General features: G+C 43.8%; 22 protein-coding genes. 15 read left to right on the forward strand and 7 right to left on the reverse strand.

Annotated features, from left to right (window positions below):
• The first annotated feature begins 130 nt into the window (after positions 1–130).
• From ACE38W_RS05255 to aroQ, 4 genes are all read left to right on the forward strand, one after another.
• Positions 131–280, forward strand: coding sequence for a hypothetical protein (locus tag ACE38W_RS05255; RefSeq protein ID WP_375829270.1), 150 nt, complete (start codon positions 131–133; stop codon positions 278–280).
• 7 nt (positions 281–287) lie between these two features.
• Positions 288–620, forward strand: a complete 333-nt coding sequence (ytxJ, locus tag ACE38W_RS05260; RefSeq protein ID WP_375829271.1) for a bacillithiol system redox-active protein YtxJ — start codon at positions 288–290, stop codon at positions 618–620.
• A gap of 77 nt (positions 621–697) precedes the next feature.
• A complete protein-coding gene (locus ACE38W_RS05265) occupies positions 698–1273 on the forward strand; it encodes a UbiX family flavin prenyltransferase (RefSeq protein ID WP_375829273.1) in 576 nt (191 codons plus the stop codon).
• A gap of 39 nt (positions 1274–1312) precedes the next feature.
• Positions 1313–1726 carry a type II 3-dehydroquinate dehydratase gene (gene aroQ, locus ACE38W_RS05270; RefSeq protein ID WP_375829274.1) on the forward strand — a complete coding sequence of 138 codons (414 nt, stop codon included), beginning with the start codon at positions 1313–1315 and terminating at the stop codon, positions 1724–1726.
• 72 nt (positions 1727–1798) lie between these two features.
• On the opposite strand, the gene ACE38W_RS05275 is transcribed toward aroQ, so the two are convergent.
• The 6 genes from ACE38W_RS05275 to ACE38W_RS05300 form a co-directional block, all read right to left on the reverse strand.
• Positions 1799–2584 carry an SDR family NAD(P)-dependent oxidoreductase gene (locus ACE38W_RS05275; protein WP_375829275.1) on the reverse strand — a complete coding sequence of 262 codons (786 nt, stop codon included), beginning with the start codon at positions 2582–2584 and terminating at the stop codon, positions 1799–1801.
• 70 nt (positions 2585–2654) lie between these two features.
• Positions 2655–3557, reverse strand: a complete 903-nt coding sequence (locus ACE38W_RS05280) for an AraC family transcriptional regulator (RefSeq protein ID WP_375829276.1) — start codon at positions 3555–3557, stop codon at positions 2655–2657.
• A gap of 138 nt (positions 3558–3695) precedes the next feature.
• Positions 3696–4802 (reverse strand): M42 family metallopeptidase, encoded by a 1107-nt coding sequence (locus ACE38W_RS05285; protein WP_375829278.1) that lies wholly within the window; start codon positions 4800–4802, stop codon positions 3696–3698.
• Between the two features lie 262 nt (positions 4803–5064).
• Positions 5065–5907: a UbiA family prenyltransferase gene (locus ACE38W_RS05290; RefSeq protein ID WP_375829280.1), complete on the reverse strand. Its 843-nt coding sequence runs from the start codon at positions 5905–5907 to the stop codon at positions 5065–5067.
• Between the two features lie 60 nt (positions 5908–5967).
• On the reverse strand, positions 5968–7506 hold the full coding sequence (locus ACE38W_RS05295) for an acyl-CoA carboxylase subunit beta (RefSeq protein ID WP_375829281.1): 1539 nt from the start codon (positions 7504–7506) through the stop codon (positions 5968–5970).
• Between the two features lie 96 nt (positions 7507–7602).
• Positions 7603–8058 carry a hypothetical protein gene (locus ACE38W_RS05300; protein ID WP_375829283.1) on the reverse strand — a complete coding sequence of 152 codons (456 nt, stop codon included), beginning with the start codon at positions 8056–8058 and terminating at the stop codon, positions 7603–7605.
• A 149-nt stretch (positions 8059–8207) separates the two neighbouring features.
• Here ACE38W_RS05300 and ACE38W_RS05305 point away from each other — a divergent pair, with 149 nt between their 5' ends.
• Together ACE38W_RS05305 and ACE38W_RS05310 are read left to right on the forward strand one after the other, a co-directional pair.
• The gene (locus ACE38W_RS05305) at positions 8208–9191 is read left to right on the forward strand and encodes an acyl transferase (protein ID WP_375829284.1); all 984 of its coding nucleotides are present in this window, start codon (positions 8208–8210) and stop codon (positions 9189–9191) included.
• 53 nt (positions 9192–9244) lie between these two features.
• Entirely contained in the window at positions 9245–10114 is an 870-nt protein-coding gene (locus ACE38W_RS05310; protein WP_375829285.1) for a hypothetical protein, read from the forward strand.
• On the opposite strand, the gene ACE38W_RS05315 is transcribed toward ACE38W_RS05310, so the two are convergent.
• Entirely contained in the window at positions 10089–10811 is a 723-nt protein-coding gene (locus ACE38W_RS05315) for a hypothetical protein (protein ID WP_375829286.1), read from the reverse strand. The two genes, ACE38W_RS05310 and ACE38W_RS05315, sit on opposite strands and share 26 nt — an antisense overlap.
• 491 nt (positions 10812–11302) lie before the next feature.
• Between ACE38W_RS05315 and ACE38W_RS05320 the strand changes: the two genes are divergently transcribed.
• From ACE38W_RS05320 to ACE38W_RS05360, 9 genes are all read left to right on the forward strand, one after another.
• Positions 11303–11644 carry a hypothetical protein gene (locus ACE38W_RS05320; protein WP_375829288.1) on the forward strand — a complete coding sequence of 114 codons (342 nt, stop codon included), beginning with the start codon at positions 11303–11305 and terminating at the stop codon, positions 11642–11644.
• Positions 11645–11712: 68 nt separating this feature from the next.
• On the forward strand, positions 11713–12540 hold the full coding sequence (locus ACE38W_RS05325) for a DUF692 domain-containing protein (protein WP_375829289.1): 828 nt from the start codon (positions 11713–11715) through the stop codon (positions 12538–12540).
• Entirely contained in the window at positions 12515–13270 is a 756-nt protein-coding gene (locus tag ACE38W_RS05330) for a DUF2063 domain-containing protein (RefSeq protein WP_375829291.1), read from the forward strand. The genes ACE38W_RS05325 and ACE38W_RS05330 overlap by 26 nt, the downstream gene beginning before the upstream one ends.
• A gap of 6 nt (positions 13271–13276) precedes the next feature.
• Complete coding sequence (locus tag ACE38W_RS05335; protein WP_375829292.1) at positions 13277–13738, forward strand: DoxX family protein; 462 nt, start codon at positions 13277–13279, stop codon at positions 13736–13738.
• 148 nt (positions 13739–13886) lie between these two features.
• A complete protein-coding gene (locus ACE38W_RS05340) occupies positions 13887–14246 on the forward strand; it encodes a SnoaL-like domain-containing protein (RefSeq protein ID WP_375829293.1) in 360 nt (119 codons plus the stop codon).
• 206 nt (positions 14247–14452) lie between these two features.
• Positions 14453–16051, forward strand: a complete 1599-nt coding sequence (locus ACE38W_RS05345) for a DUF6377 domain-containing protein (RefSeq protein ID WP_375829294.1) — start codon at positions 14453–14455, stop codon at positions 16049–16051.
• Between the two features lie 299 nt (positions 16052–16350).
• Entirely contained in the window at positions 16351–19488 is a 3138-nt protein-coding gene (locus tag ACE38W_RS05350; protein ID WP_375829296.1) for a SusC/RagA family TonB-linked outer membrane protein, read from the forward strand.
• A gap of 19 nt (positions 19489–19507) precedes the next feature.
• The gene (locus ACE38W_RS05355) at positions 19508–21331 is read left to right on the forward strand and encodes a RagB/SusD family nutrient uptake outer membrane protein (RefSeq protein WP_375829297.1); all 1824 of its coding nucleotides are present in this window, start codon (positions 19508–19510) and stop codon (positions 21329–21331) included.
• Positions 21332–21398: 67 nt separating this feature from the next.
• A complete protein-coding gene (locus tag ACE38W_RS05360; protein WP_375829299.1) occupies positions 21399–23486 on the forward strand; it encodes a glycoside hydrolase family 97 protein in 2088 nt (695 codons plus the stop codon).
• The last annotated feature ends 7 nt before the right edge of the window (positions 23487–23493 follow it).

Raw genomic sequence — 23493 nt, forward strand, 5'->3', positions numbered from 1 at the left:
AGATATATAGTGTTGTTTTTTATAATGTATTTTTTATCTTTGCAAAATAACGTTACAAAAGACGATTAAAAAAGAGATCGTATCATATTTCCTGTGAAATTTCGTTTTACTGTATAATAAATCTCCCAACATGAAATCATACTTAAGAATTTTGGGCTGCGCCGCACTGTTATTTATCTTTGCAGCTTTCTTAACCTCCTGCGCTACGCATCAGAAATTAGGTTGCCCAATGAGAGGCATGGCTGCTGCGCCTAATGCAGAACATTCTAAGCATTGCTAATTCAAAAATGAACTGGATACCATTAACATCAGAAACTCAACTGCAGGAAATTAATGACGCTTCTGCAAGCCGGACAATCGTAATATTTAAACACAGTACCCGCTGTTCTATCAGCTCCATGGCCAAATCACGTCTGGAAAGAGCGGTGGCACCGGAAGGGGCTGACTTCTATTACCTTGACCTGATCGCTTACAGGAATATTTCCAACGCCATTGAGCATAAATATGGTATTCCGCATGAATCTCCTCAGATTCTAATGGTCCGTAATGGTAAGTGTATATACGATGATAGCCACAACGGCATAAGGATGGATGATATTACGGAGCATATTCAGCTCTAAGAAATTGGTCCCGGGCGTCACTGCCCGGGATTTTTGTTTGTAGCCCTGCTTATCTGATAAATCCCTAGCTTTGCGGCATGAAGCATCGTATAGTTGTAGCTGTTACAGGCGCCAGTGGCTCCATATATGCACGTCAGCTACTCCGCAAACTGGAAGCAGCCAGTGAACAACTGGATGAAGTGGCCGTAGTAATGACGGAAAATGCCAAAACTGTATGGCAAACGGAATTGAATAATACCGACTACCGGGACCTGGGTTTTAAATTTTATACACAGCAGGATTTTCACGCACCTTTTGCATCGGGCTCCGGCCGATTCAATACCATGATCTTATGTCCATGCTCTATGGGCACCTTAGGGCGTATTGCAACAGGTATTTCCAATGATCTGATTACCAGGGCCGCAGACGTAGTACTGAAGGAGCGCCGTAAGCTGATCTGCGTAGTTAGAGAAACGCCGTATAACCTGATGCATATACGTAATATGGAAGCGGTAACATTGGCCGGTGGTATCATCTGCCCGGCTACGCCTTCTTTCTACAGCGTGCCCAAGACCATCGAAGAGGTAGCCGATACGGTGGTAGACAGGGTACTGGACCTTGCCGGCATCGACATCAAAACCTATCGCTGGGGTAGTGAGGATAGTAATAGTTAATCTGAATAATTATCTTCACGATCCAATTTAAAATTAGCTATGCAAATCGTAATCATAAACGGTCCTAATCTTAATCTTTTAGGTAAACGTGAGCCAGGTATTTATGGTAGTGAATCTTTCGAGGAGTACTTTGAAACGCTGAAGGCAGCTTTTCCACAGGTAAAATTTAGCTATTACCAAAGTAATGTAGAGGGAGAGATCATTAATTTCCTGCATCAGGTGGGCTTTTCTGCTGATGGAATTTTGTTGAACGCCGGAGGCTATACGCATACTTCCGTGGCGATCCGGGACGCTATTGCAGGGATTAAAACGCCTGTGATTGAAGTGCATATCAGTAACGTTTATGCACGGGAAGAATTCAGACACACTTCGCTGATTGCACCTAAATGCGTGGGCTCTATTTGTGGCCTGGGTATGAAGGGGTATAAGCTGGGAGTAGAATATTTTTTATAAAGATAGAATGGATCAGACTATTAGGCGGTAGTCTACCGCGCGAAGAATAACAGCTGATCCATCCTTTTTCTGTTAAAGTCTTTGTCCACCGATGGACAGGCCACCATCCACCGCAATGCTTTCGCCGGTTACGAAACTGGCAGCAGGGCTACTCAGCCAAAATACCATGGCAGCAATTTCTTCAGGGTTGCCGAAACGGCCTGCTGGTGCATGTTTGCGCAGTGGATCTTTCTGTTGTTCCGCATCTTCTCCACCAAAAAATCTATCAAACATAGGTGTCTGAATATACCCTGGTTGTACATTATTGACGCGGATGCCGTCTGGTGCCAGTTCTATGGCCAGTGCCCTGGTCATGCCGTCCAGTGCTGCTTTTGACGCGGAGTAGATGGCAGATCCTGCAAAAGCGCCACGAGCCAGCCAGGAAGAGGTATTCACAATGGCACCACCACCGCCCTGGCGTTTGAATTGCGCTACTGCATATTTAGTGCTTAGCCATGCGCCTTTCAGGTTGATAGCCATGAGCTGATCAAAGCTTTCCTCACTGATATCACCAATAAGACCGAAGTGTCCTTCAATACCGGCATTGTTAAATATCACATCAAGGCGGCCGAACTGCTGTACTGTCTTATCTATCAGCTGTGCTACCTGCGTGCTGACTGCTACATCTGTTTGTATAAAAACTACTTCATGGCTAATCTGCTGGAGTTGTGCCAGTGCTTTTTGTCCTTCTTCCGCTCTGCGCCCTGCGATCGCCACTTTCATTCCATGCTCGAGGAATAATGCTGCTGTGGCTAATCCTATACCAGTGGTGCCACCAGTGATGATGGCTACTTTGTTCTTCATTGATTCGTTTGTCATAGTTCAATTATTTATGACAAAGGTGCATCAGGGAAGAACCTGGAAATTATGCCATTCAAACGGAAAGTTATTAATTGGCAACAATGGCTTTTCTAAACTGGTTGGGGGTAAGTGAGGTATGTTTTTTAAAGAAGATATTAAAGTTGGAAGAATGCTCAAATCCAAGTGTATAGCCGATTGCAGAGATATCCCAGCTGCTGCGTTGCAACAATGTCTTGGCTTCCTGCATAATGCGATCGGCGATCCACTCTGTGGTAGTTTTGCCTGTTGCTTCTCTCAAAGCTCTGTTGAGATGATTGGTGTGAATGTTGAGCTGAGCGGCAAACTCGTTGGCGTTTTTAAATTGTATGCTTTGCTGGGGAGAATCAATGGGGAACTGAAGATCAAGGAGGTTTATAAACAGGCTGCTGATGCGTTCTGCGGCATTGCCGGCCTGGTATTGTTCTGCAGGAGGCTGCACTTTAAGTGCTTCGTGCATGATCAGTTGTACATAGTTATTGAGTATATCTTTTTTATTGAGATAATCGGAAGCGGCTTCTCGCATCATGCTTTCAAAAATCTGTTTTACCAAAGCCAGGTTGGAAGGTTCGAGGTAAAACAGGTGATGGCCGCCGACCTTGAATAATGGCGACTCCGCCAAACTTCCTTTGCGCAATTCCGGTGTTACAAAATCTTCCGTAAACACACAGAAATAACCTGTTTGATCAGTGGTAGAAGGCTCCCAGGAGTAAGGAATCCAGGGGTTGGTAAACATAATGCCTGGCCTGTCGATATAAATAGTTTTATCTGCATAACCTACGGTGCCTTCGCCGGAAGTCATGAGAGATATCTTGTAGAAGTCGCGTCTGTTGGAGGGCAGCGGCGTTATATCGCAGGCAAATTCTTCCCTGCGGTAAATAAAAAAATTTCCTTCTCCTGTAAACGGTTGGCCATGGCGGTCATAAAACCCTGTTATTGATTCCTTCCTGCTCATAGCATAAAATTAGGGAATAATACTGTTGCCAGTGGAGGCTTTATTGTTTGGGTATTGTAAAAAGGATGTATTTTCTGGCCGATCGTCGGTAAATAAAAAAGGCCAGGATGTCCTGGCCTTTTCTGCTATCTTGAAAAATTAGTCTTTCAGGTAGTTGAAGTTTGTTTTTGGTGTGATATTCAGCAGGGTTTGATAAATCAGCTGAATAGTATTTTCGATATCATCTCTCTTCACCATTTCAACGGTAGTGTGCATGTAGCGCAGCGGTAAGCTGATCAGCGCAGATGGTGTACCATCGTTAGAATACGCAAAAGCGTCTGTATCGGTACCGGTGCTGCGGCTAACTGCATGCAGCTGGTAAGGGATATCGTTTTTCTTAGCGGTTTTGATGATCAGGTCGCGGAGGATATTATGAACAGCAGGACCGTAAGTGATGCTAGGACCGCCACCGCATTTGATTTCACCTTCGATGTTTTTGTTGATCATCGGCGTAGTGGTATCGTGGGTAACGTCGGTGATGATGGCTACATTAGGTTTAATGCGTTTAGCGATCATCTCTGCACCGCGCAATCCTACTTCTTCCTGTACTGCATTTACGATATACAAACCGAAAGGCAGTTCCTGTTTCTTTTCTTTCAGGAGTCTGGCTACTTCTGCGATCATGAAGCCACCAATGCGGTTATCGATAGCACGGCAGATGAAGTTATCATAAGCCAGTTCTTCGAAACCATCTTCGAAAGTACATACACAACCAACGTGTATACCCAGGTCTTCTACTTCTTTGCGGGAACGTGCGCCACAATCCAGGAAGATGTTTTCTACTTTAGGTTGTGGTTCTTTTCCTTCAGCACCGCGCAGGCGTGTATGGATAGCAGGCCATCCGAATACTGCTTTTACGATACCTTTTTCTGTATGGATATTTACGCGTTTGGATGGTGCGATCTGTTGATCTGAGCCACCATTGCGGATTACATAGATCAATCCTTCTGGAGAGATATAGTTCACAAACCAGGAAATTTCATCTGCATGCGCTTCAATCACTACTTTGAAAGGAGCTTTAGGGTTGATCACTCCCACTACGGAACCATATGGATCAACCATATGCTCATCGATATATGGGGTGATATATTTCAGCCACATTTTCTGTCCTTCTTTCTCAAAGCCGGTGGGAGATGGATTGTTCAGGTAGTCTTTCAGGAATGCGAGGGATTCCTTGGTGAGTATGGATTTCTGTTTCTTAGACATATGTTAACCTCTTAGTGATGAAACAAATGTAAACTTTTTTTTCTCGCAGAGATGCAAAGAGCCATAGCACCAGCAGAAGTGCGCCTTTGGCGCTTTTCACGCAGAGCAGCATAAGGTGCAAAGCAGCAAAGGATTGTGTTTTGTCGTTTTAAAATATATTGGTAAAAGTAAATGTAGGTCTTTGCTGCTTTGCACCTTATGCTGCTTTGCGAGCTCGCCGAAGGCGCAACAATGGCCGCAGGCCTAATCGTTGTGAGAAAAACTAAAAAAGGATGTAAATAAACTGTAATACTGCAGAGAGCATCATAAACCCATCCAGCAGTACATAAAAAATGTAATCGGCTTTGTCGCGTTGTGCGCGTCTGGTGATCGCTGCGGTGGCTAAAACCGCCAGGAGCATGGAGATAATGGCCGGCATGTCTGTATAAGGATATAAGAAAAGCGCGGTGATAGCTGCCAATCCCAGGGAAGAAAAATACACGATATCCAGCTGTTTGGGGGGCAGATAAGTGATCAGGCTGCGTATGCCTGCTTTCTTATCATCATCGAGGTCGCGCAAATCAAATAATATACAGATGGCGTATACCAGTGCAAAACGATGGATGGTGAACAATACTACCGGAGTGGTGGTTGCATGGTCTGCCATCAGGGCTGGAAGGAGGGTAGTTACGTAAGTCCAGACGAAGGTCAGGAATAATGTTTTCCCTACAGCGATCCTGCTCAACCAACTGAGCGATTTATGTGGCACTTTAGGTGCTGAATAAAGAAAAGTGAGGAAGGCGGCGCCACTTAGTACCAGCCAATGTTCGCGGAGCTGCCAAAGGTAATATAATGCGCCTATACCGCCAACAATGCACAAGCCCATCATGATCCAGCGGTTACGTGCGCCCCAATGTAGGCGTTCAGAGCTGGATTCGGGGTTGTCAGGAGTAAGGTACCAGTGAAAGTTATAGCTACAGATGGTGGAACAGGCGACGAAAAGATAAAAGGTATGTTGAGCATAATGAAGGTCAAGCAGGCGATTGGTTTGCCAGATCATCATCAGCGCACAGAGGGTGATATAAACAGATGTATAAACAAAAAAATTCAGAAACTTCTTTACCATGTAAGCACCAGCATTTAGTATAGTCGTGGGGGTTGCTACGGGAGCAACCCCTTAAACTTACTACAAAGGTATGTTGCCGTGTTTCTTTCTTGGCATGTTTACCACTTTATTTTCCAGCATTTTGAAACCTTTGATGAGTTTGACTCTGGTCTGAGCTGGTACAATTACCTCATCTATATAGCCTTTTTCGGCTGCCAGGTAAGGATTTGCAAAACGCTCGGTGTAGTCGTTTACCAGTTCGTTCATACGGGTTTCAGGTTCTGCTGCGGCATCAATTTCTTTTTTGAAGATGATTTCCACTGCTCCTTTTGCGCCCATCACAGCAATTTCTGCCTGAGGGAATGCAAAATTTAGGTCGGCGCCGATATGTTTGGAGTTCATTACGCAATAAGCGCCTCCATAGGCCTTGCGGGTGGTTACTGTCAGTTTGGGAACAGTCGCTTCGCTGAGAGCATACAGGAGTTTGGCGCCGTTGGTAATGATGCCGTTCCATTCCTGGTCGGTGCCAGGCAGGAAGCCAGGAACATCTACCAAAACCAGCAATGGTACATTAAAGGCATCGCAGAAGCGGGTGAAACGTGCGCCCTTAACAGAGGCATGGATGTCCAAAACTCCTGCCAGGTGGGCAGGTTGATTGGCTACAATACCTATGCTTCTGCCGGCGATGCGGGCAAAGCCGACAATGATATTCTCTGCAAAATCTTTATGTACTTCAAAGAAGCTTTCCGGATCTGTAAGTTCCGCGATCACTTCTTTCATATCATAAGGCTGGTTAGGGTTTGCTGGGATCAGGGTATCCAGTTTTTCCCTAACCTCGTTACCTAACGTATATGGGTATACGGGTGCAGTTTGCTCGCAGTTTTGCGGAATATAGCTAAGGAGTTGTTTAATATTTTGGATACATTCTACTTCGTTGGCGCAGGCAAAGTGAGTAACACCGCTTTTGCTGGCATGGGTTTGAGCACCACCAAGTTCTTCAGAAGTTACTTCTTCGTGGGTAACGGTTTTCACGACGTTAGGCCCGGTTACGAACATGTAGGAAGTTTGTTCTACCATCATGATAAAATCCGTGATGGCAGGGGAGTATACGGCACCGCCGGCACAGGGGCCCATAATCGCGCTGATCTGTGGGATAACGCCGGAAGCACGGGTATTGCGATAGAAGATATCTGCATAGCCCCCCAGGCTCACTACCCCTTCCTGGATACGCGCGCCGCCACTGTCGTTCAGGCCGATCAGCGGAGCTCCGTTATCCATGGCGAGGTCCATTATCTTACATATTTTGCGCGCATGCGGTTCAGACAAGCTACCACCATAAACGGTGAAGTCCTGGGAAAAAACATATACCAGTCGGCCATTAATAGTGCCATACCCCGTTACAACGCCATCGCCGAGGAACTGCTCCTGGTCGAAGGTGAGGCCACGGTTTTTATTTGTTACCAGCATGTCCAGTTCCTCGAAGGAACCTTCATCCAGCAGGAGTTGTAATCTTTCGCGTGCGGTCAGTTTACCTTTTTTGTGCTGAGAGGCGATTCTTACTTCACCGCCACCTAACATGGCTTCTGCTATCTTCGATTGTAGTTCTTCTATTTTATTCATCGCGGAAAAATGTGGTGATATCTATAAAAAATAAAAGGATTCCTTCGTTAAGGAATCCCTCATTTTATAAATGTAAATGATTTTATTCAGCTTTGGCTAGTTCTGAGATTTATAAATTGGTATTTTTCCTGTGGTAATGGTATCACTGGAGTTGCCGGCCCTGTCGATAACATATGCGGTAAACCATAAACTGTCTGGTCGGGTGCCGGTATGTTCGGCCCAGCCGCCAAAATCGATGGCCTGCAACTGTAATCTTACCTGTGCATTGACGCTTTTTCCTGTGTTTTCACCAATTCCAGGCATCTTATTTACGCCATTAGGGCTTCCGCCGTTAGGGTTGGGAATCGTAAAATGTTTGGTCCAGTAAATACTGCTGTCAATATCTCCATCACCGTCTTTTACCCGGAAAAATACTTCCATCGCTGTGGTATTACTATCTATGGATGGTATGGAAAAACCTTCGAACGTAAGAATGGGTTTAGGGCCATAGGAGTCTTTGTTACAAGCGTATACCATGGCGGCAAACAGGAATAAAAACAGGAATTTCTTCATAAAACAAACCTACATTAATTTAGGTAATATACAAATATAGCGATCTACACGGCACTTCTCTACTAACGTTTTTTTGGATCAATTGTTACTTACTGCGCTGAAATTTATTCTTCTCTTTACCTTTGTATGGATTTTAAAGCTACTAACAGATGAGTGGAGTATCACCGGACTTGATTTTTTCTTTGCAGCCAGCAGGCCTGGAAGCCGCAGCCTTGGACGTTTTTCGCTATCAATATCGTGAAAATGACATCTATCGCGCCTATACGGATGCCCTGCGTATCAACCCGGATCATGTGAAGTCTATTCTCGAGATCCCTTATCTCCCCATACAATTCTTTAAAACACATAAAGTAGTGTGTGGCTCTTTTGAGCCTGAACTGCTTTTTGAAAGCAGTGGCACCACGCAAACGATTAACAGCAAGCATTATGTGAAAGATGCGGAAATATACACCCGTAGCTTCATGACGGCTTTTGAGCAGTTTTATGGGCCGGTGAATGACTATGTTATTGTAGGCTTACTACCTTCTTACCTGGAGCGTCAGCATTCCAGTCTGGTGCGCATGGTGCAGGTGATGATAGAACTGAGTGGCAAACCTGAAAGTGGTTTCTATCTCTATGAGCATGATAAGTTGTACCAGGAACTGCAGGCCCTGGAAGCCCGCGGACAGAAAGTTTTGCTGATAGGTGTGACCTTCGGTTTGCTGGATTTTGCAGAAAAATACACCCTGAACCTTAAAAATACCATCGTAATGGAAACTGGTGGTATGAAAGGCCGCCGCGAAGAATGGACCCGCGATGAAGTACATCAATACCTCAAAGAACGTTTGGGCGTTGACGTTGTACATGCGGAATATGGTATGACTGAACTTTTGTCCCAGGCCTACTCCAAAGGCAATGGTCTTTTCATGACTCCTCCCTGGATGAAGGTAATCCTCCGTGATGAAAATGATCCCTTCGACCTCAAAGCAGGAAAAGGCGCCGGCGTAATCAATGTGATCGACCTGGCCAATATCTACTCCTGCGCTTTCATCGCTACAGACGATATCGGAAAAATACATACTGATGGCCGTTTTGAAGTCCTCGGCCGACTCGATAATTCCGCCCTGCGCGGTTGTAGCCTGATGGTGAGTTGATCTTTTTATTGTAAAATATTTTAATGTATATTGCCCGGTATAAACCTATGCCTATGAAGATCCGGGTGATAATATCCCTCGTATGTGCGTGTCTGCTTATTTCTTCCACCGCGCAGGCCCAGTTGTTCAAACAGGTAAAAGATCGTTTCCGCCAGCTGACAGGGTATCAAAAAGATACTTTTCAACTGGATGATGGCCCCTATGAAACGCCGGGAAAGCCTATTACTGCGCCATCGCTGGTGATTGGTGGCGATGAAAAAGTGCAGATAGATTCCGTATACGAATATGATATTGCCATTTACCAGGAAACCAAAACCTGGAAAGACACCACTGCAATAGTAAATCAGCATATCCTTATCTCTTATAGCAGTGAAAAGCCGCAACTGGCCGTGAATATTGAAGATATGCATAACGGCGCGCGTTATCAGTACTTCGCTGATTTCCTGCATGCAGCCCAGCTGAGCATGACGGCCATACATAGCATTGGCAGTGGTGAAAAGGAGCCATTGAATTTAACGGAAGTAACGCCTGTGTATCCGGATGAAACGGAGTTTATGCAGAAATTGGTTAAAACAGGCCAGCAGCGGGAGATAGAAGGTGTTTTATGTGATGAGTTTGCGGTAGATAGCCTTGCTGCAGTGGATAGTACTGCGCCCGTTTCCCTGGTGAGTGCGCATGTATGGCTGCCAGCCACGATACACACGCTTTTTGGCGGCTATATTCACATCCCTGAGCCTTACCATCAGCAGTTGGCGGATATCCAGGCTGCAGGAGGTATGGTGCCGGTGTCTTTACCATTGGAAACCAGACTTACGTATAGTAATGGTGATATCAGGACTACAACCACTTCGGCTATTGTAAATGGAGAGCCCCGGCGTATAGCTGTTTCAGATATTATCAGACAAGAGAAGCCCCATTCTTAGCCATTTGCAGCAGCTGCGGCAATTTAGCAGGATTGTTTACTAATGCAGTGATTTCTGCCATGTATGGGAAGGAGTGGTGGTCCATGCCAAAGCGGTTCAGCAGGTATACATCCAGTTGCTCGGGCGTATTATGTCCGGAGGTATAATCACCGATGTAAAAGAGGAAGCGCTGTTGTTCTTTTTCTGTAAGTAAAACCAGTGCTACTTTATCTTTTAATGGTTGGTGACTATTATTACTAAAGATTTCCAGCGCTTTTTGGTAATGTCGTGGGTTCAGTTCCTGGCTGGATTGTGGCAAGAGCCGGGTACAGAAATAGTCTACAGCAATATCATCAAAGAAGCCACCACCAGTATCGGTACCAGGTTCGTTGTGCCAGGTGGCCCATTGTTTAAAATCGGCTTCCGTAATATCGCCTTGCAGTAAAGCTTTGAGTTGGTGTAACATACCTTCCCTGGTAGGGGTGGTATCAGTAGCATGGGCAATGGCGGTGATCATCTCCTCATAAACATCCTCATTCAGCATTTGGGCTGTAACAATGATCTGGCGGGTAACCTCATCCATAGTGGGAACATCCAGTCCGGATTGGACAGGAGCGATGTCGGTTAATACTTCCGCTTTAGTTTTTAGTCCTTGAAGGTAATCTTTCACCAGTGCAACAAAGTAGGTGGAAGTTACAGGAGGCGTCTGATTGTTCATGGGCCTATAATTTCATGTTTTGTCACCTGAAACTATCCGTAAGGTATAGTATATGGATGTACGTTAGTCCTGATTCAGAAATGGATCAAATGATGAGCCTTTCCGGTTACTGTTACTCAAAAATAGTGCAAATTGATTTAATCGCACGATTTAGCGGTATTTTCCTTTACCAGCGGCCATTTTGCAATATTTTAACACAAAAAAAAGCAGTTTGGAAATCTGTCAGGATCTAAAAGTGAGTTGTTTTTTATAACTTCCATATGCAGGAGTCAATTCACCGCAGGTGAACAATGCCCAATCTCCTGCGTTTTAAAATTTGCAGGGACTCATCCTGCCTAACCATTTTTGCCAATTAAGGTTTTAGACAAAAAGTTATTATAATAGTTTAATCATGGACATGTCTAATTCCCCTTTATAGCCATGTTGATTTAATAGTAAGGATTGCTTACTTTACCTGTAATTATTTTTTACCTGATAATAAATCACACATCATGAAAAACAAATCCATGGACAAAAAAGTACTGTTATCCGGATCCCTTGTTGCTGGCGCTATTCTGAGCCTGGCAACCATTGCAAATGCTAATCCTGTAAATTACACTAACCTCGGTTCAGGGGCTGCGGTAAGAAGTGCGTTAACTGGCACTTCTGCTAATGTGGCTGGTTTAGAGCTGAACTGCGGTGCTAAAAAAGATTCCGTACACAAAGCTAAAGAAGGCAAATGTGGTCAGGGCAAATGTGGTGAAGGTAAGTGTGGCGGTAAAAAAGGTGGTAAAGGTGGAAAAGGTGGCAAAGGCAAAGGCATGGCAAAAGACAGCACCAAAGCTGGCCGATAATTTATCATTCGATGAGGCCGGCCATAAATCATGAAGTGGTACGGCCTCATTGCCCTCAATCAATTACTATGGTAGGCATAGGTTTTCGTCGGGAAATTGCCGAAGAGCTGCTGGCTGGCGATCAGATAAAACCCGATTTTATTGAGTTTGCACCGGAGAACTGGATGGACATTGGTGGATATTGGAAAAAAATATTGCACCAGGCTGTAGAACGTTACCCGGTATTATGTCACGGTTTATCGTTGTCGATTGGCAGTCCGGAGCCACTGGACATGGACTTTTTGCGTTATGTAAAATCTTTCCTGGAAGAATACCAGGTGAAAATTTATTCAGAACACCTGAGTTATTCCAAATGTGATAATGCGCATATGTATGATTTGCTGCCAATCCCTTTCAGGATGGATGCTGCAAAGCATATCAGTGAACGGATACAGCAAGTGCAGGATTATCTGCAAAGGCCGCTCGTCATGGAAATCGTTTCCTATTACACCCCCGTTGCTGCTGAGATGAGCGAAGTAGATTTTATCAACGAAATAGCGCAACGCTCAGGATGCCAGCTGTTACTGGATGTGAACAATGTATACGTAAATGCTTTTAACCACCAGTATGATGCGAAGCAGTTTATTGCTGCACTGCCAGCAGACAGGGTGGCTTATATCCATATGGCAGGGCATGAGCAGGTAGCGCCAGATCTGATCATTGATACGCATGGACAGGCAGTTATAGATCCGGTATATGAATTATTCGATTGGACTATACAACGACTGAAACCAGTGCCTGTATTGCTGGAACGGGATTTTAATTTTCCACAGCTACAGGAATTGCAAGGAGAGATAAATCGTCTTCAATCTATCTGTCAAAAACATTGGTATGTCAAACACCAACTTACAGCCTGATACCTACCGGATTCAACAGGCCTTTTCTTCGTATTGCCGTACAGGTAAGAAGGTGGCTATACCCGGCGCCAATGGCGATCGTATGCAATACTATCGGCAGCTGGTTTTTAATGTGATCAACGACGCTATGGAATCAGCATTTCCTGTAGCTTTTGCCAATATGCCCAAGCGTAAGTGGAATAAGATGATACGGGAGTTTTTCAGCAATCATGCCTGCTGCGCTACACAAATGTGGAAACTGCCGCTGGAATTCTACACTTATGCTGTGGAAAATAACTGGAACGAGGTGTACGAAACGCCGTGGCTGCTTGACTTATTATATTTTGAATGGTCAGAAACGGAACTGTTCAATATGGCAGACAAGCCCGCTCCTGATTGTCGTGAAAAAGGCCACTGGAAAGAGGATCTGGTCGTTTTGAATCCTGAACATACCTTGCTTTCCTTTAAGTATCCTGTACACCTGGAAAGAAAAAAGAAGCAGCTACTGCAAAGAGAAGGCACATACTTTGTGCTGCTTTTCAGGGAACCGGACACAGGATATGTACAGTTTACTGATTTGTCTGCGTGGCTGGCCATTGTGATAGAGCAATTATCTATGGGGGTCATGTTGTCGGATATACTGGATTATGCGTTGCAGCTGAATATAACGGTAACGGACAAACTGGAAATGGATACGATCGCTTTCCTGGAGGATATGCGGCAACGCAAATTTGTTTTTGGATTTAAATGATGTGATATGGGATTTAATGCAACATGGGCAAGGATATGGTCATCGCTGAAAGATATACCACTGCTGCTGATGCGGTTGGTGCTGGCGTATGGCTTTTTACACCCGGCATTAACGAAATGGAAAGATATCCATGCAATCGGTGATTGGTTTTCACAATTGCACATCATCTTTCCATATGCCAATGCATACATAGTGGCAACCTGTGAATCATTGGGTGTGGTATTGCTCACACTCGGATTATTTGTGCGATACATCACGGTGCCATTGATGGTAAGTATGGTAGTAGCCGTAGCCGCCGTACACTGGCAGAACGGCTTTGAAGCCGGCAACAATGGCTTTGAAATTCCATTGTATTACTTTATCATGCTATTTACATTATTATCATACGGAGCAGGGAGGATATCATTCGATCACCTGTTATTTAATGAAAGAAAAAGGAACAGGAAGTTGAAAGGCGGCTGGCGTTGAGCATGGAAGATGGAAATCATCTCCCTGGCATATTAAATTTTTAATTGCAGCAAAAAATTAATCTTTCTCCTGCGATTCATTCGCATTATTATGTGAACTTAGTAATTCAGAAAACTTCATCTATTCATTAGCATAAAACCATTGTATTATGACCACCGCAGCAATTGCAGCACGATTAGTTGAACTATGCAGTAAAGGCGATTTTGAGGGGGCTCAAAAGGAGCTATATGCCGAAGACGCCATCAGCATTGAACCTTACGCTACACCTGCTTTTGAAAAAGAAACACATGGCCTGAAAGCCATTATTGAAAAAGGACACAAATTTGATGGTATGGTAGAGAAATATCATGATATTTCTATTTCACAGCCATTGTTTGCAGGAAATTCCTTTACGGTAGTACTGCAGATGGACCTGACCATGAAAGGGCAGGACAGAATGCAGATGTCGGAGATATGTGTGTATGTAACCAAGAATGGAAAGATAATATCAGAGCAGTTTTTTATGTAGATGCTCACCTTATTTTACAAAGCCGTCTCTACTTAGTAGAGACGGCTTTTTTGTAGATGATAATCATTTACTCATTAATGTCACGGTTCTCAGTAATGAAGTGAATATAATATGTATAGTAAGTTTGTGGCTTAGTCATGTGTAGAAAATGCCGGAAATCCCCAATAATTTCCTATTTTTCACGAAAGTTGCCTTTATACCTTGGTATGCGCTATATATTATTGATCGCTGTGCTGACTATAAATTGGTGTTCCACGTTCGCGCAGCAGCCTGTTGATGCTGCATTGAAACAACTCAGCCAAACAATTGCAGATGCACCACATTATGATTCATTAAAAGAATCTGACATCAGAAGAATAAAAGCAGGATTGCTGGCCTCACCTTCGGTGGCCGAGCGATTTGGCATTTATTTACAGCTGTATGAAGAGTATAAAGCCTTCCGATATGACTCGGCGCATAGCTATGCATTAAAATTGCAGGATGTTGCCACGCAATTGAATAATAAAACATTGATACAGCAAGCCAAGTTGAAGTTGTGTTTCTCCTTGATATCTGCTGGTTTCTTTAAAGATGCTGCGGACTCGCTCAATAATATCCGCCTGGATTATTTACCTGATAGTTTGCGCACGGAATACTATTTATCACAGGGGCGCTTTCATTATGATATGGCGGATTTTGGCAGCGACAACAACCTGAAAACCACAAACGTAAACGATGGCAATAAAGCAATGGATAGCGCCCTGGCATTGATGCAGCCAGGTTCGTTTGACTATGAATATTATAATGGCCTGAAAAATATACGACTACGTAATAATGAAGCCGCTTTGGCTATCTATGGAAAACTGCTATCCCGTAAAGCCCTTAGTTATCATGAGATTGCCCTTGCCGCATCTACTGCCAGCGATATCTATATTCAACGCCGGCAATATGATTCAGCAATTTTATTATTGATAGCCGCTACAGATGCGGATATTAAGTCGAGCACCAAGGAAACTTCCGCTGCATTTAACCTGGCTACCCTGCTGTACCAACAAGGTAATGTAAAGGATGCATCCACATGCATACAATTGGCTACATCCGATGCGGCATCTTATGGCGCCAGACAACGAAAAGTAAAAATTACGGATATCCTTCCATTAATAGAAAGTGAAAAGTTAAGCTTAGTTAAAAAGCAGGAACGCACCTGGATTACCTATGCCGCCGTAGTAACCTGCTTATTGATAGGTGTTATCCTACTTATACTGACGGTACAACGACAGGTGAAAAAGCTCAAGGTTGCACAGCTGAAAATTACCCGCGCCCATGCCAAAGAGCAAGAAACCAACCAGCGACTAAAAGAAGCAAATAGTATCAAAGAAGAATATATTGGCTACTTCTTCAATGCGAACAGTGAATTTTTTGAGAAGATGGAGATCTTTAAACGTAACCTGGAACAAAAAATCCGGGACCGGAAGTTTGATGAGATCAAAACCCTCTCCAATAATATTAACCTCAAAGCAGAGAAAAATTACCTGTTACAGGATTTCGACCGCATCTTCCTAAAACTCTACCCCAACTTTATTGCTGAATTTAACCAGCTGTTTCTAAGAGAACATCAGATCGAACTGAAAGAAGGTGAACTAATGAATACTGATTTGCGCATTTTTGCCCTCATACGCTTAGGTATACACGACCCTGAAAAAATCGCGCATATACTCCAATATTCTGTTAATACAATTAATACCTACAAGACAAAAATCAAGAACAAATCAGTCGTTCCTAACGAGGGATTTGAACAAAAAATCATGTCTATACAAGCAGTATAATACCTGTTTTCTTTCCATAATCATTATATATTAATTTATTTAATTTGAATTTATTCAATTGATTTTCATCTTTTTAGGTGATTGTATTTCCTTTATTTTCCTGTATTCCGCAATACTTCCTGCATATAATTTGAGAAAGCTTCCCCAAGGTTTTTTCTTTGCTATCGTCTATGGTCCTGAAGGTGGTTGAGTTATCAGGCAACCACCATTTTTCTTATCAATCAAATTCTATTATTAACTAAAAAGAGATTCCCTTACGGCATTGCCGACCTATTTCGAATTCCAAAAAATTCCCAGTTATGATTAAAAACAGATTGCTTGCAACCGCAATGCTCAGCTTCCTGCTATTTTTCCTGGTCAACGTAACCATTGCGCAGCATAAGGTGGTTACTGGTAAAGTGACCGGAGAGAATGGCCAACCACTTCCTGGTGCTACCATTGCAGTACAAGGGGGTAAAGCCGGAACACAGACCGATGCGAACGGTATTTTCTCTATCGCTGTGCCAGGACCTAACAGTATTTTACTAGTAACATTTATAGGCTATGAATCACAGCGCATACCTGTAAAGGATAAACAATCCTTGGAGGTAGCTTTACAAACCGATAAGGGTAGTTTAAGTGAAGTGGTGGTAGTGGGTTATGGTACGCAGAAACGCAAAGACCTGACAGGAGCTATTTCCTCTGTAAGTGGGGCCCAGATTAAAAATATGCCAGTAACCAATGCTACAGAAGCGTTACAGGGCCGTGCGGCGGGTGTTGAAATAATCAAGAACTCTGGTCAGCCTGATGCAACGCCCACTATTATTGTAAGAGGCCTGTCGTCTCTGCATCAACCAGCACCTTTGTATATTGTAGATGGAGTGCGTGTTCCAGGCGATAATATCAACGTACAGGACATTGCCACCATCGACATTCTCAAAGATGCCAGCGCTGCTGCGATCTATGGTTCTGCGGCTGCGGGCGGGGTTATCGTTATCACCACCAAGCGCGGTAGCAGTCAGCAGCCCGCTATCAACTTTAGCGCACGCTATGGCGTTACACAGCCTAAGCTGGTAAAAATGCTTGACAAAAATGATTATATCAAAATGTCGAATGTGCTGTACCCTAACCGATATAGCAATGCACAACATACAGATACCTTGGCAAATACTGACTGGATGGATGTTTTATACCGTAATGGTACTGAACAGAACTATAATCTCTCCGTAGCCGGTTCTTCTCCGGTGGTAAACTATCTCTTCTCTGGCTTCTATAATAAACAGACCGGGGTACTGATAAAGAACTATTCTAACATAGGTGGCGTGCGTGTAAACACAGATTATAAACTTGGTAAGTACATAAAAATCGGAGAGCAATTGGCCTTATCACAGCGGAAAACGCAACCTAATGGCCCCGTGGAATCTATGTTGAAAAATGCCGTGTTCCGTTCTATTCCTACCATGCCTTTGTACAATAAAGATGGGCATATCGGTACGGCGCCTCCAGGCTACAACTTCGATTTCGGCGCACCAAATCCATTGGGCGTAATCAATTCTGCCGATATCACTGATATAAAAAACAACCTGCAAGGAAATGTTTATGCAGACATCAAACTGCCGCTGCACCTTAGTTTCAGAACTAATCTGGGATATTCCTACTTTGATCAATCGCAGGATTATTTCCAGGATAACAGCGACTTCGGACCAGGAACGCCTTCTGCCAACTCACTCACTAAAATGAGTATACGTAGTTCACAAGTACTTACCAACTATGTACTTACCTATGATCAGGCTTTTGGAAAACATAATATAAATGCTATTATTGGTTTTGAGCAGATCACGTCTAAATTCAGCAATATCAATGCGCTAGAAAGTTCGGTGGGATTGCCTGGATACTCATTTGTTCAAACCTCCAATTCAGCATTGAGTCTTAGTGGAAAAACAGATCCGCAGGGATTGGTGAAATCTAAGTTCGCCCGACTGAACTATAATTTTAATAACAGATATTATATAACAGGTTCTGTAAGGGAAGATGCCAACTTCACCGTATTTGGTCCTAATAAGCAAAAAGGTACATTTGGCGCCGCTTCTGCGGGATGGAACATCAGTGATGAGAACTTCTTCCGTCCGTTAGTAAGTGCGGTAAACCTGTTGAAAATACGTGGTAGCTACGGCTCATTGGGTAATAGTAATATTCCGCCATATACGTTTGTGCCATCTTACAGTCAGTTCCAGGGCATTAGTGGTATCGCTAACGGCGCACAGAACTTTACGCCTGGAGGTCCTTTGCTGGTGGCTAACTCCATTGCCTCCGTGGCAAATGCTGACTTGCATTGGGAAACTGTGTATGAGTCGAATCTTGGGTTGGACGGAGAAGCATTAAATGGTAAATTATATTTCTCGGTAGAATATTATAACCGTACTACTAAAGATATGTTATATGCATTACCGGTAGCACTGAGCTCTGGTTATGCAGCGCCATACTTTGTAAACATAGGTAAAGTAAGCAGCAAAGGATGGGACATCCTCCTGGGCTATAAAAATCATGCAGGTAAATTTACTTATGATGTAAGTACAACCTGGAGCTTCAATAAAAATAAAGTAGTAGACCTGGACGGTATCTCCAATGATGCGCTCTATGATGGCCGCAACTACTATAATAACCTCGACCAGAGCGGTTACAATCTAATGGGTACCACCGCGCTCACCATTACTAAAGCAGGCCTTCCTTTTGGTTCTTTCTATGGGTATAAATCGCTGGGTATTTTCCAGACCGATAAAGATGCTGCAGTACAGCAAGTGGGAGGAAAAGTATCGCATGCCGGAGACCTGCATTATCAAGACCTGAACGGCGATGGCAACATTACCCAGGCAGATCGTCAGGTGATTGGAAACCCTAATCCAAAGCTGGTTTACGGTGCTACCATCCGATTAGGTTACAAAGGTTTTGATGTGGCCATGTTATTCAATGGTGTTGCAGGTGTTGACCTCTTCAATGGTGTGAAAGCTTATGAACAACGACCATTTGGTGACGGTAATGCTACTTCCAAAGTCTTTGAAACATCGTTGTTTGGAAACGACAAAATTACAGACAAACCTCGTGTACTTGGCTTTGACGGCTCTATGGACCCTAACGGCAACTATAATAACGTTAGTAGTTACTTCGTAGAAAATGGCAGCTATCTCAAACTGAAAAATCTACAGATAGGATATACGTTCAATAATGATTTTTTAAGAAAAGTAAGCATTCAATCAGCCCGATTATTTGTTATGGCCAACAATCTGTTTACCATTACCAAATATTCTGGATTGGATCCTGAAATCGGTAGTGGGTATAGCTTACAGTCGACCAGCGGTTTCGTTGGCAGTACAGTAGGCGTGACTACCAGAGGCGTAGATGCGGTGCCACAATATCCTCAGACAAGAATTTATTCTGTTGGACTGGATGTTAATTTCTAATGCTAAAAACTACAAAGACATGTACAAGAAAATATCAGCTATAATATTAGTTTCACTGGCATTGGCTTCCGGCTGTAAAAAGGATCCGAGTTTGGTGGGGCCAACAGACCAATATGCTGTCAGCAATTATCCTGCAACGATGGATGGGTTGAATAGTACGCTAACATCCGCCTATTCGAACCTACGCGACCAGTATATGTTTGGCTTTACTTTATTGCCTAAGATGCTTGCCAACGCCACACATCATTCTGATGCCAACTATCGGGATGATGATTGGGATGGCTTCATTAATACTACGAAACTGAGTGCTGGCAATGCCTTTATCTCCAGCAATTTCCAGGCATTGAATACAGGTGTAAAAAACTGTAATGTCGCTTTGAATGCGGCCGACTTCTATGAGGCGCATTATGCTAAGCTGACAGACAAGCAGAATATAGATTATGTAAGAGGCCAGGCTTATTTCCTGCGTGCATATTATTATTTCTGGCTGGAGAATCTCTACGGAGAAGACTATGTAGTTAATCCTAAACCAGAAGATACACTAGGTGTGCCTTTGTTTACCAAATTACCTGCAACGTTTGCAGAAACGCAGCGGCCGCGTTCAGGTATCAAAACAGTGTGGGCGCAGGTAATCAGTGATTTGCAAACCGCCGCCACCTTGCTGAAAGGCAAGACCTGGGCAGCCAGTGAGCAGGGACGCGTAACAGAATGGGCTGCGAAATCCTTATTGGGAAAGGTTTATGTGTTCAGAAAAGATTACGTACATGCGTTGCCGGTATTGAAAGATGTGATCGATAACAGTGGCAAATCCCTAATGCCATATGCAAAATACCGAGATGCCTATATTGGAATTTCTGGCAATGAATTTAATGAAGAATCTATTTTTGAATTGAATGTAGATCAGGATTCAAAAGGTGGTTATGGCGTATTCTCTGGTGCTGCCAACGCCACTACTATCAATGGTTTGATTTGGCCGCCATATGCCCTGGGCGATGATGGAACTGAATTAAGTTCGTTGGCCAATGGTTATGGAGGAAATGATGGAATGCACGATAAAAATGTGCAGCGTTTTGGATATATGCTGGGTAGCTTTAACCTGGTCAATAACCCTAACTTTAACAACAGTAAACCTGCTAGCTACAATAACCCTAAGCAAGTGATGGACCCGGTGTACAAGGCCAAAGCGCTGGATGCAAGAAACAACCAAACTGTTGACCCACGCCTATACGTAAACTGTTTGCAACCATGGGTGGATTCTATTATGACTGATGGTCTGAACTGGCGTCCTGTGGCCCGTCCGAATTATATTTTCGGCGATGCCAATGCGGCTACAGAACTAGGTTGGAGCTTTAGGAAATATGCACCATTGTTTAATAATATCCTGAATGTGGGCCCTGCAGACGCAGCTAATATTTACCTGATCCGACTGGCAGATGTTTATCTCTTGTATGCAGAAGCTTCCATCAATAGTGGAGATAATGCTACTGGCCTGGAATACCTGAATAAGATCAGGCGCAGGGCTTATAATTTACCTGTAAATGCATCTTCCGCATTGGATTACAAAACTGTTACAGATGCCACACCAGCAGCAGCTTCCGGGGATGCGGTGTTAGGACATAATCCATTGTACTTCGAACGTTGGGCTGAGTTGTTTAACGAAGGCCATTGGTGGTTTGATATTTGTCGCTGGCACCTTGGTGCATCTGAGGCGGCTTACTATCAAACCTCCAGGACTGTTAAAGGAGCATTACAATGGGATGATAAGGCTTATTCATGGCCGATACCGACTCTGGAAATAAATGCTAACCCCGCGATTGCAGGTAAGCAAAATCCTGGTTACTAGTTTTTTCTTGCGGTTTTTTTTCTCGCAGAAATAAATGTCATATAAAATATTCACAGACGATATGCTAATGAGAAAACTTACATTCGGCTTAGCTGCTTTGCTGGTATGGTTTACAGCAGATGCGCAATCAGTTGAGACGGAGCATGTTAAATTAACCTTTGCGTTGGACAAATCAGGCCAGCCCATTTATACCGTGGCATATAAGGGAAAGCCGGTGGTATTGCCATCACAGATGGGTTTTGTATTGAATGATGATAGTACGTTTTATCGCAACTTTCGTTTATTGGATAGTAGTGTTAAAGAAGTAGATGAAACCTGGCAGCCGGTATGGGGAGAGGAGAAAAATATCCGTAATCACTACAGGCAGTTAATAGTGAAATTGCAGGAAAATGAAAAACCTTTCCGGTTGTTGAATATTGAATTTCGCGTATTCGCTGATGGGGTAGGATTTCGATATGATTTTCCCAAACAAAATAATCTGCAATACTTTGTGGTAGCCGATGAGCGAACTTCATTCAGGATGGCAGGCAATCATAAAACATTCTGGATACCTGGCGATTATGATACTAACGAGTATCCCTATACGACCTCTAAAATCAGCGAGATAGATAATCGTAAGATGGTGACTTCTTCGACAGCAATAGCGGTGCGTGTTGCACCTGATTTTACTGCCGTACAAACACCGCTGATGATGAAAACAACGGATGGTTTGTATATTAATATCCACGAAGCAGCGTTGCTGAATTATCCTGCAATGCAGTTGCATACCGCTACGGATACCTATACATTCAGCGCTAACCTGGTACCGGATGCAGTAGGAAATAAAGCGTATTTGCATGCGCCGTTTAAAACGCCGTGGCGCACTATCATTGTCAGTGATAAAGCAACCGATATTTTATCTTCCCGACTGATTGTTAATCTGAATGAGCCATCAAAGCTGGATAATACGTCCTGGATCAAGCCAATGAAATTTATTGGAGTATGGTGGGAGATGCAAACGGGTAAGAGTACCTGGAGCTATTCTGATTACGCCGATAGTACTGATGCAAATGGCCTGCTTATTCCTAATGGTCGCCATGGTGCTAATACAGTCAATGTTAAAAGATACATAGACTTCGCTGCTAAAAATGGTATAGACGGCGTATTGGTAGAAGGTTGGAATACCGGCTGGGAAGACTGGTTTGGCAATTGGAAGGAGGACGTTTTTGATTTTGTGACGCCCTACCCGGATTTCGATTTACCGGGAATTGCCGCCTATGCAAAAAACAAAGGGGTAAGCATGGTAATGCATAACGAAACGTCTGGTGCTGCCACCAACTACGAACGCCGTATGGAACGTGCTTTTGCGCTGATGAATCAATATGGCTACAAAAGTGTGAAGACAGGCTATGTAGGTAAGATCATTCCACGAGGGGAGCATCATGACGGACAATGGATGGTTAATCATTACGAACGTGTTGCGCAGATGGCAGCCAGGCATCAGGTAACGTTGGATTCCCATGAACCGATGCGGCCTACGGGATTGCATCGTACTTATCCAAACTGGATGGCATCAGAATCAGCCAGGGGAAATGAGTACAATGCATTCAGCAGCGGCAATGAGCCGGAGCACGAAACTATCCTGCCTTTTACCCGGCTGATGGGTGGCCCGATGGATTACACACCAGGTATATTTAAGATCAGGTACTTTGGCCCTGATAGCAGCAAGCAGGTACATACTACGTTGGCTAAGCAACTGGCCTTGTATGTGACGATGTATAGTCCTGTGCAAATGGCTGCCGACTACCCGGAGAATTATGAAGCACACATGGATGCTTTTCAGTTTATCAGGGATGTGCCATTGACCTGGGACGAATCAAAGGTAATAGAGGCCGAGCCAGGCGATTATATCACCATTGCCCGACGCAGTGCCAGCAGCTGGTTTATTGGTGCTATTACCGATGAAAATGCCCATAATGTAGATGTCTCATTGGATTTCCTGGAAAGAGGGAGGAAATATAGTGTAACTATATATGGTGATGGAAAGGACGCAGATTGGAAATCGAACCCCGAATCATATAAGATCGAGCATATTACTGCGGATATAAAAACTGTTTTGCATCTCCGACTGGCAAAAGGCGGTGGAGCTGCAGTAAGTCTGGTACCCGTAAATTGATAGATAA

This window comes from Chitinophaga sp. Hz27, from assembly GCF_042263525.1.
Classification (GTDB): Bacteria; Bacteroidota; Bacteroidia; order Chitinophagales; family Chitinophagaceae; genus Chitinophaga.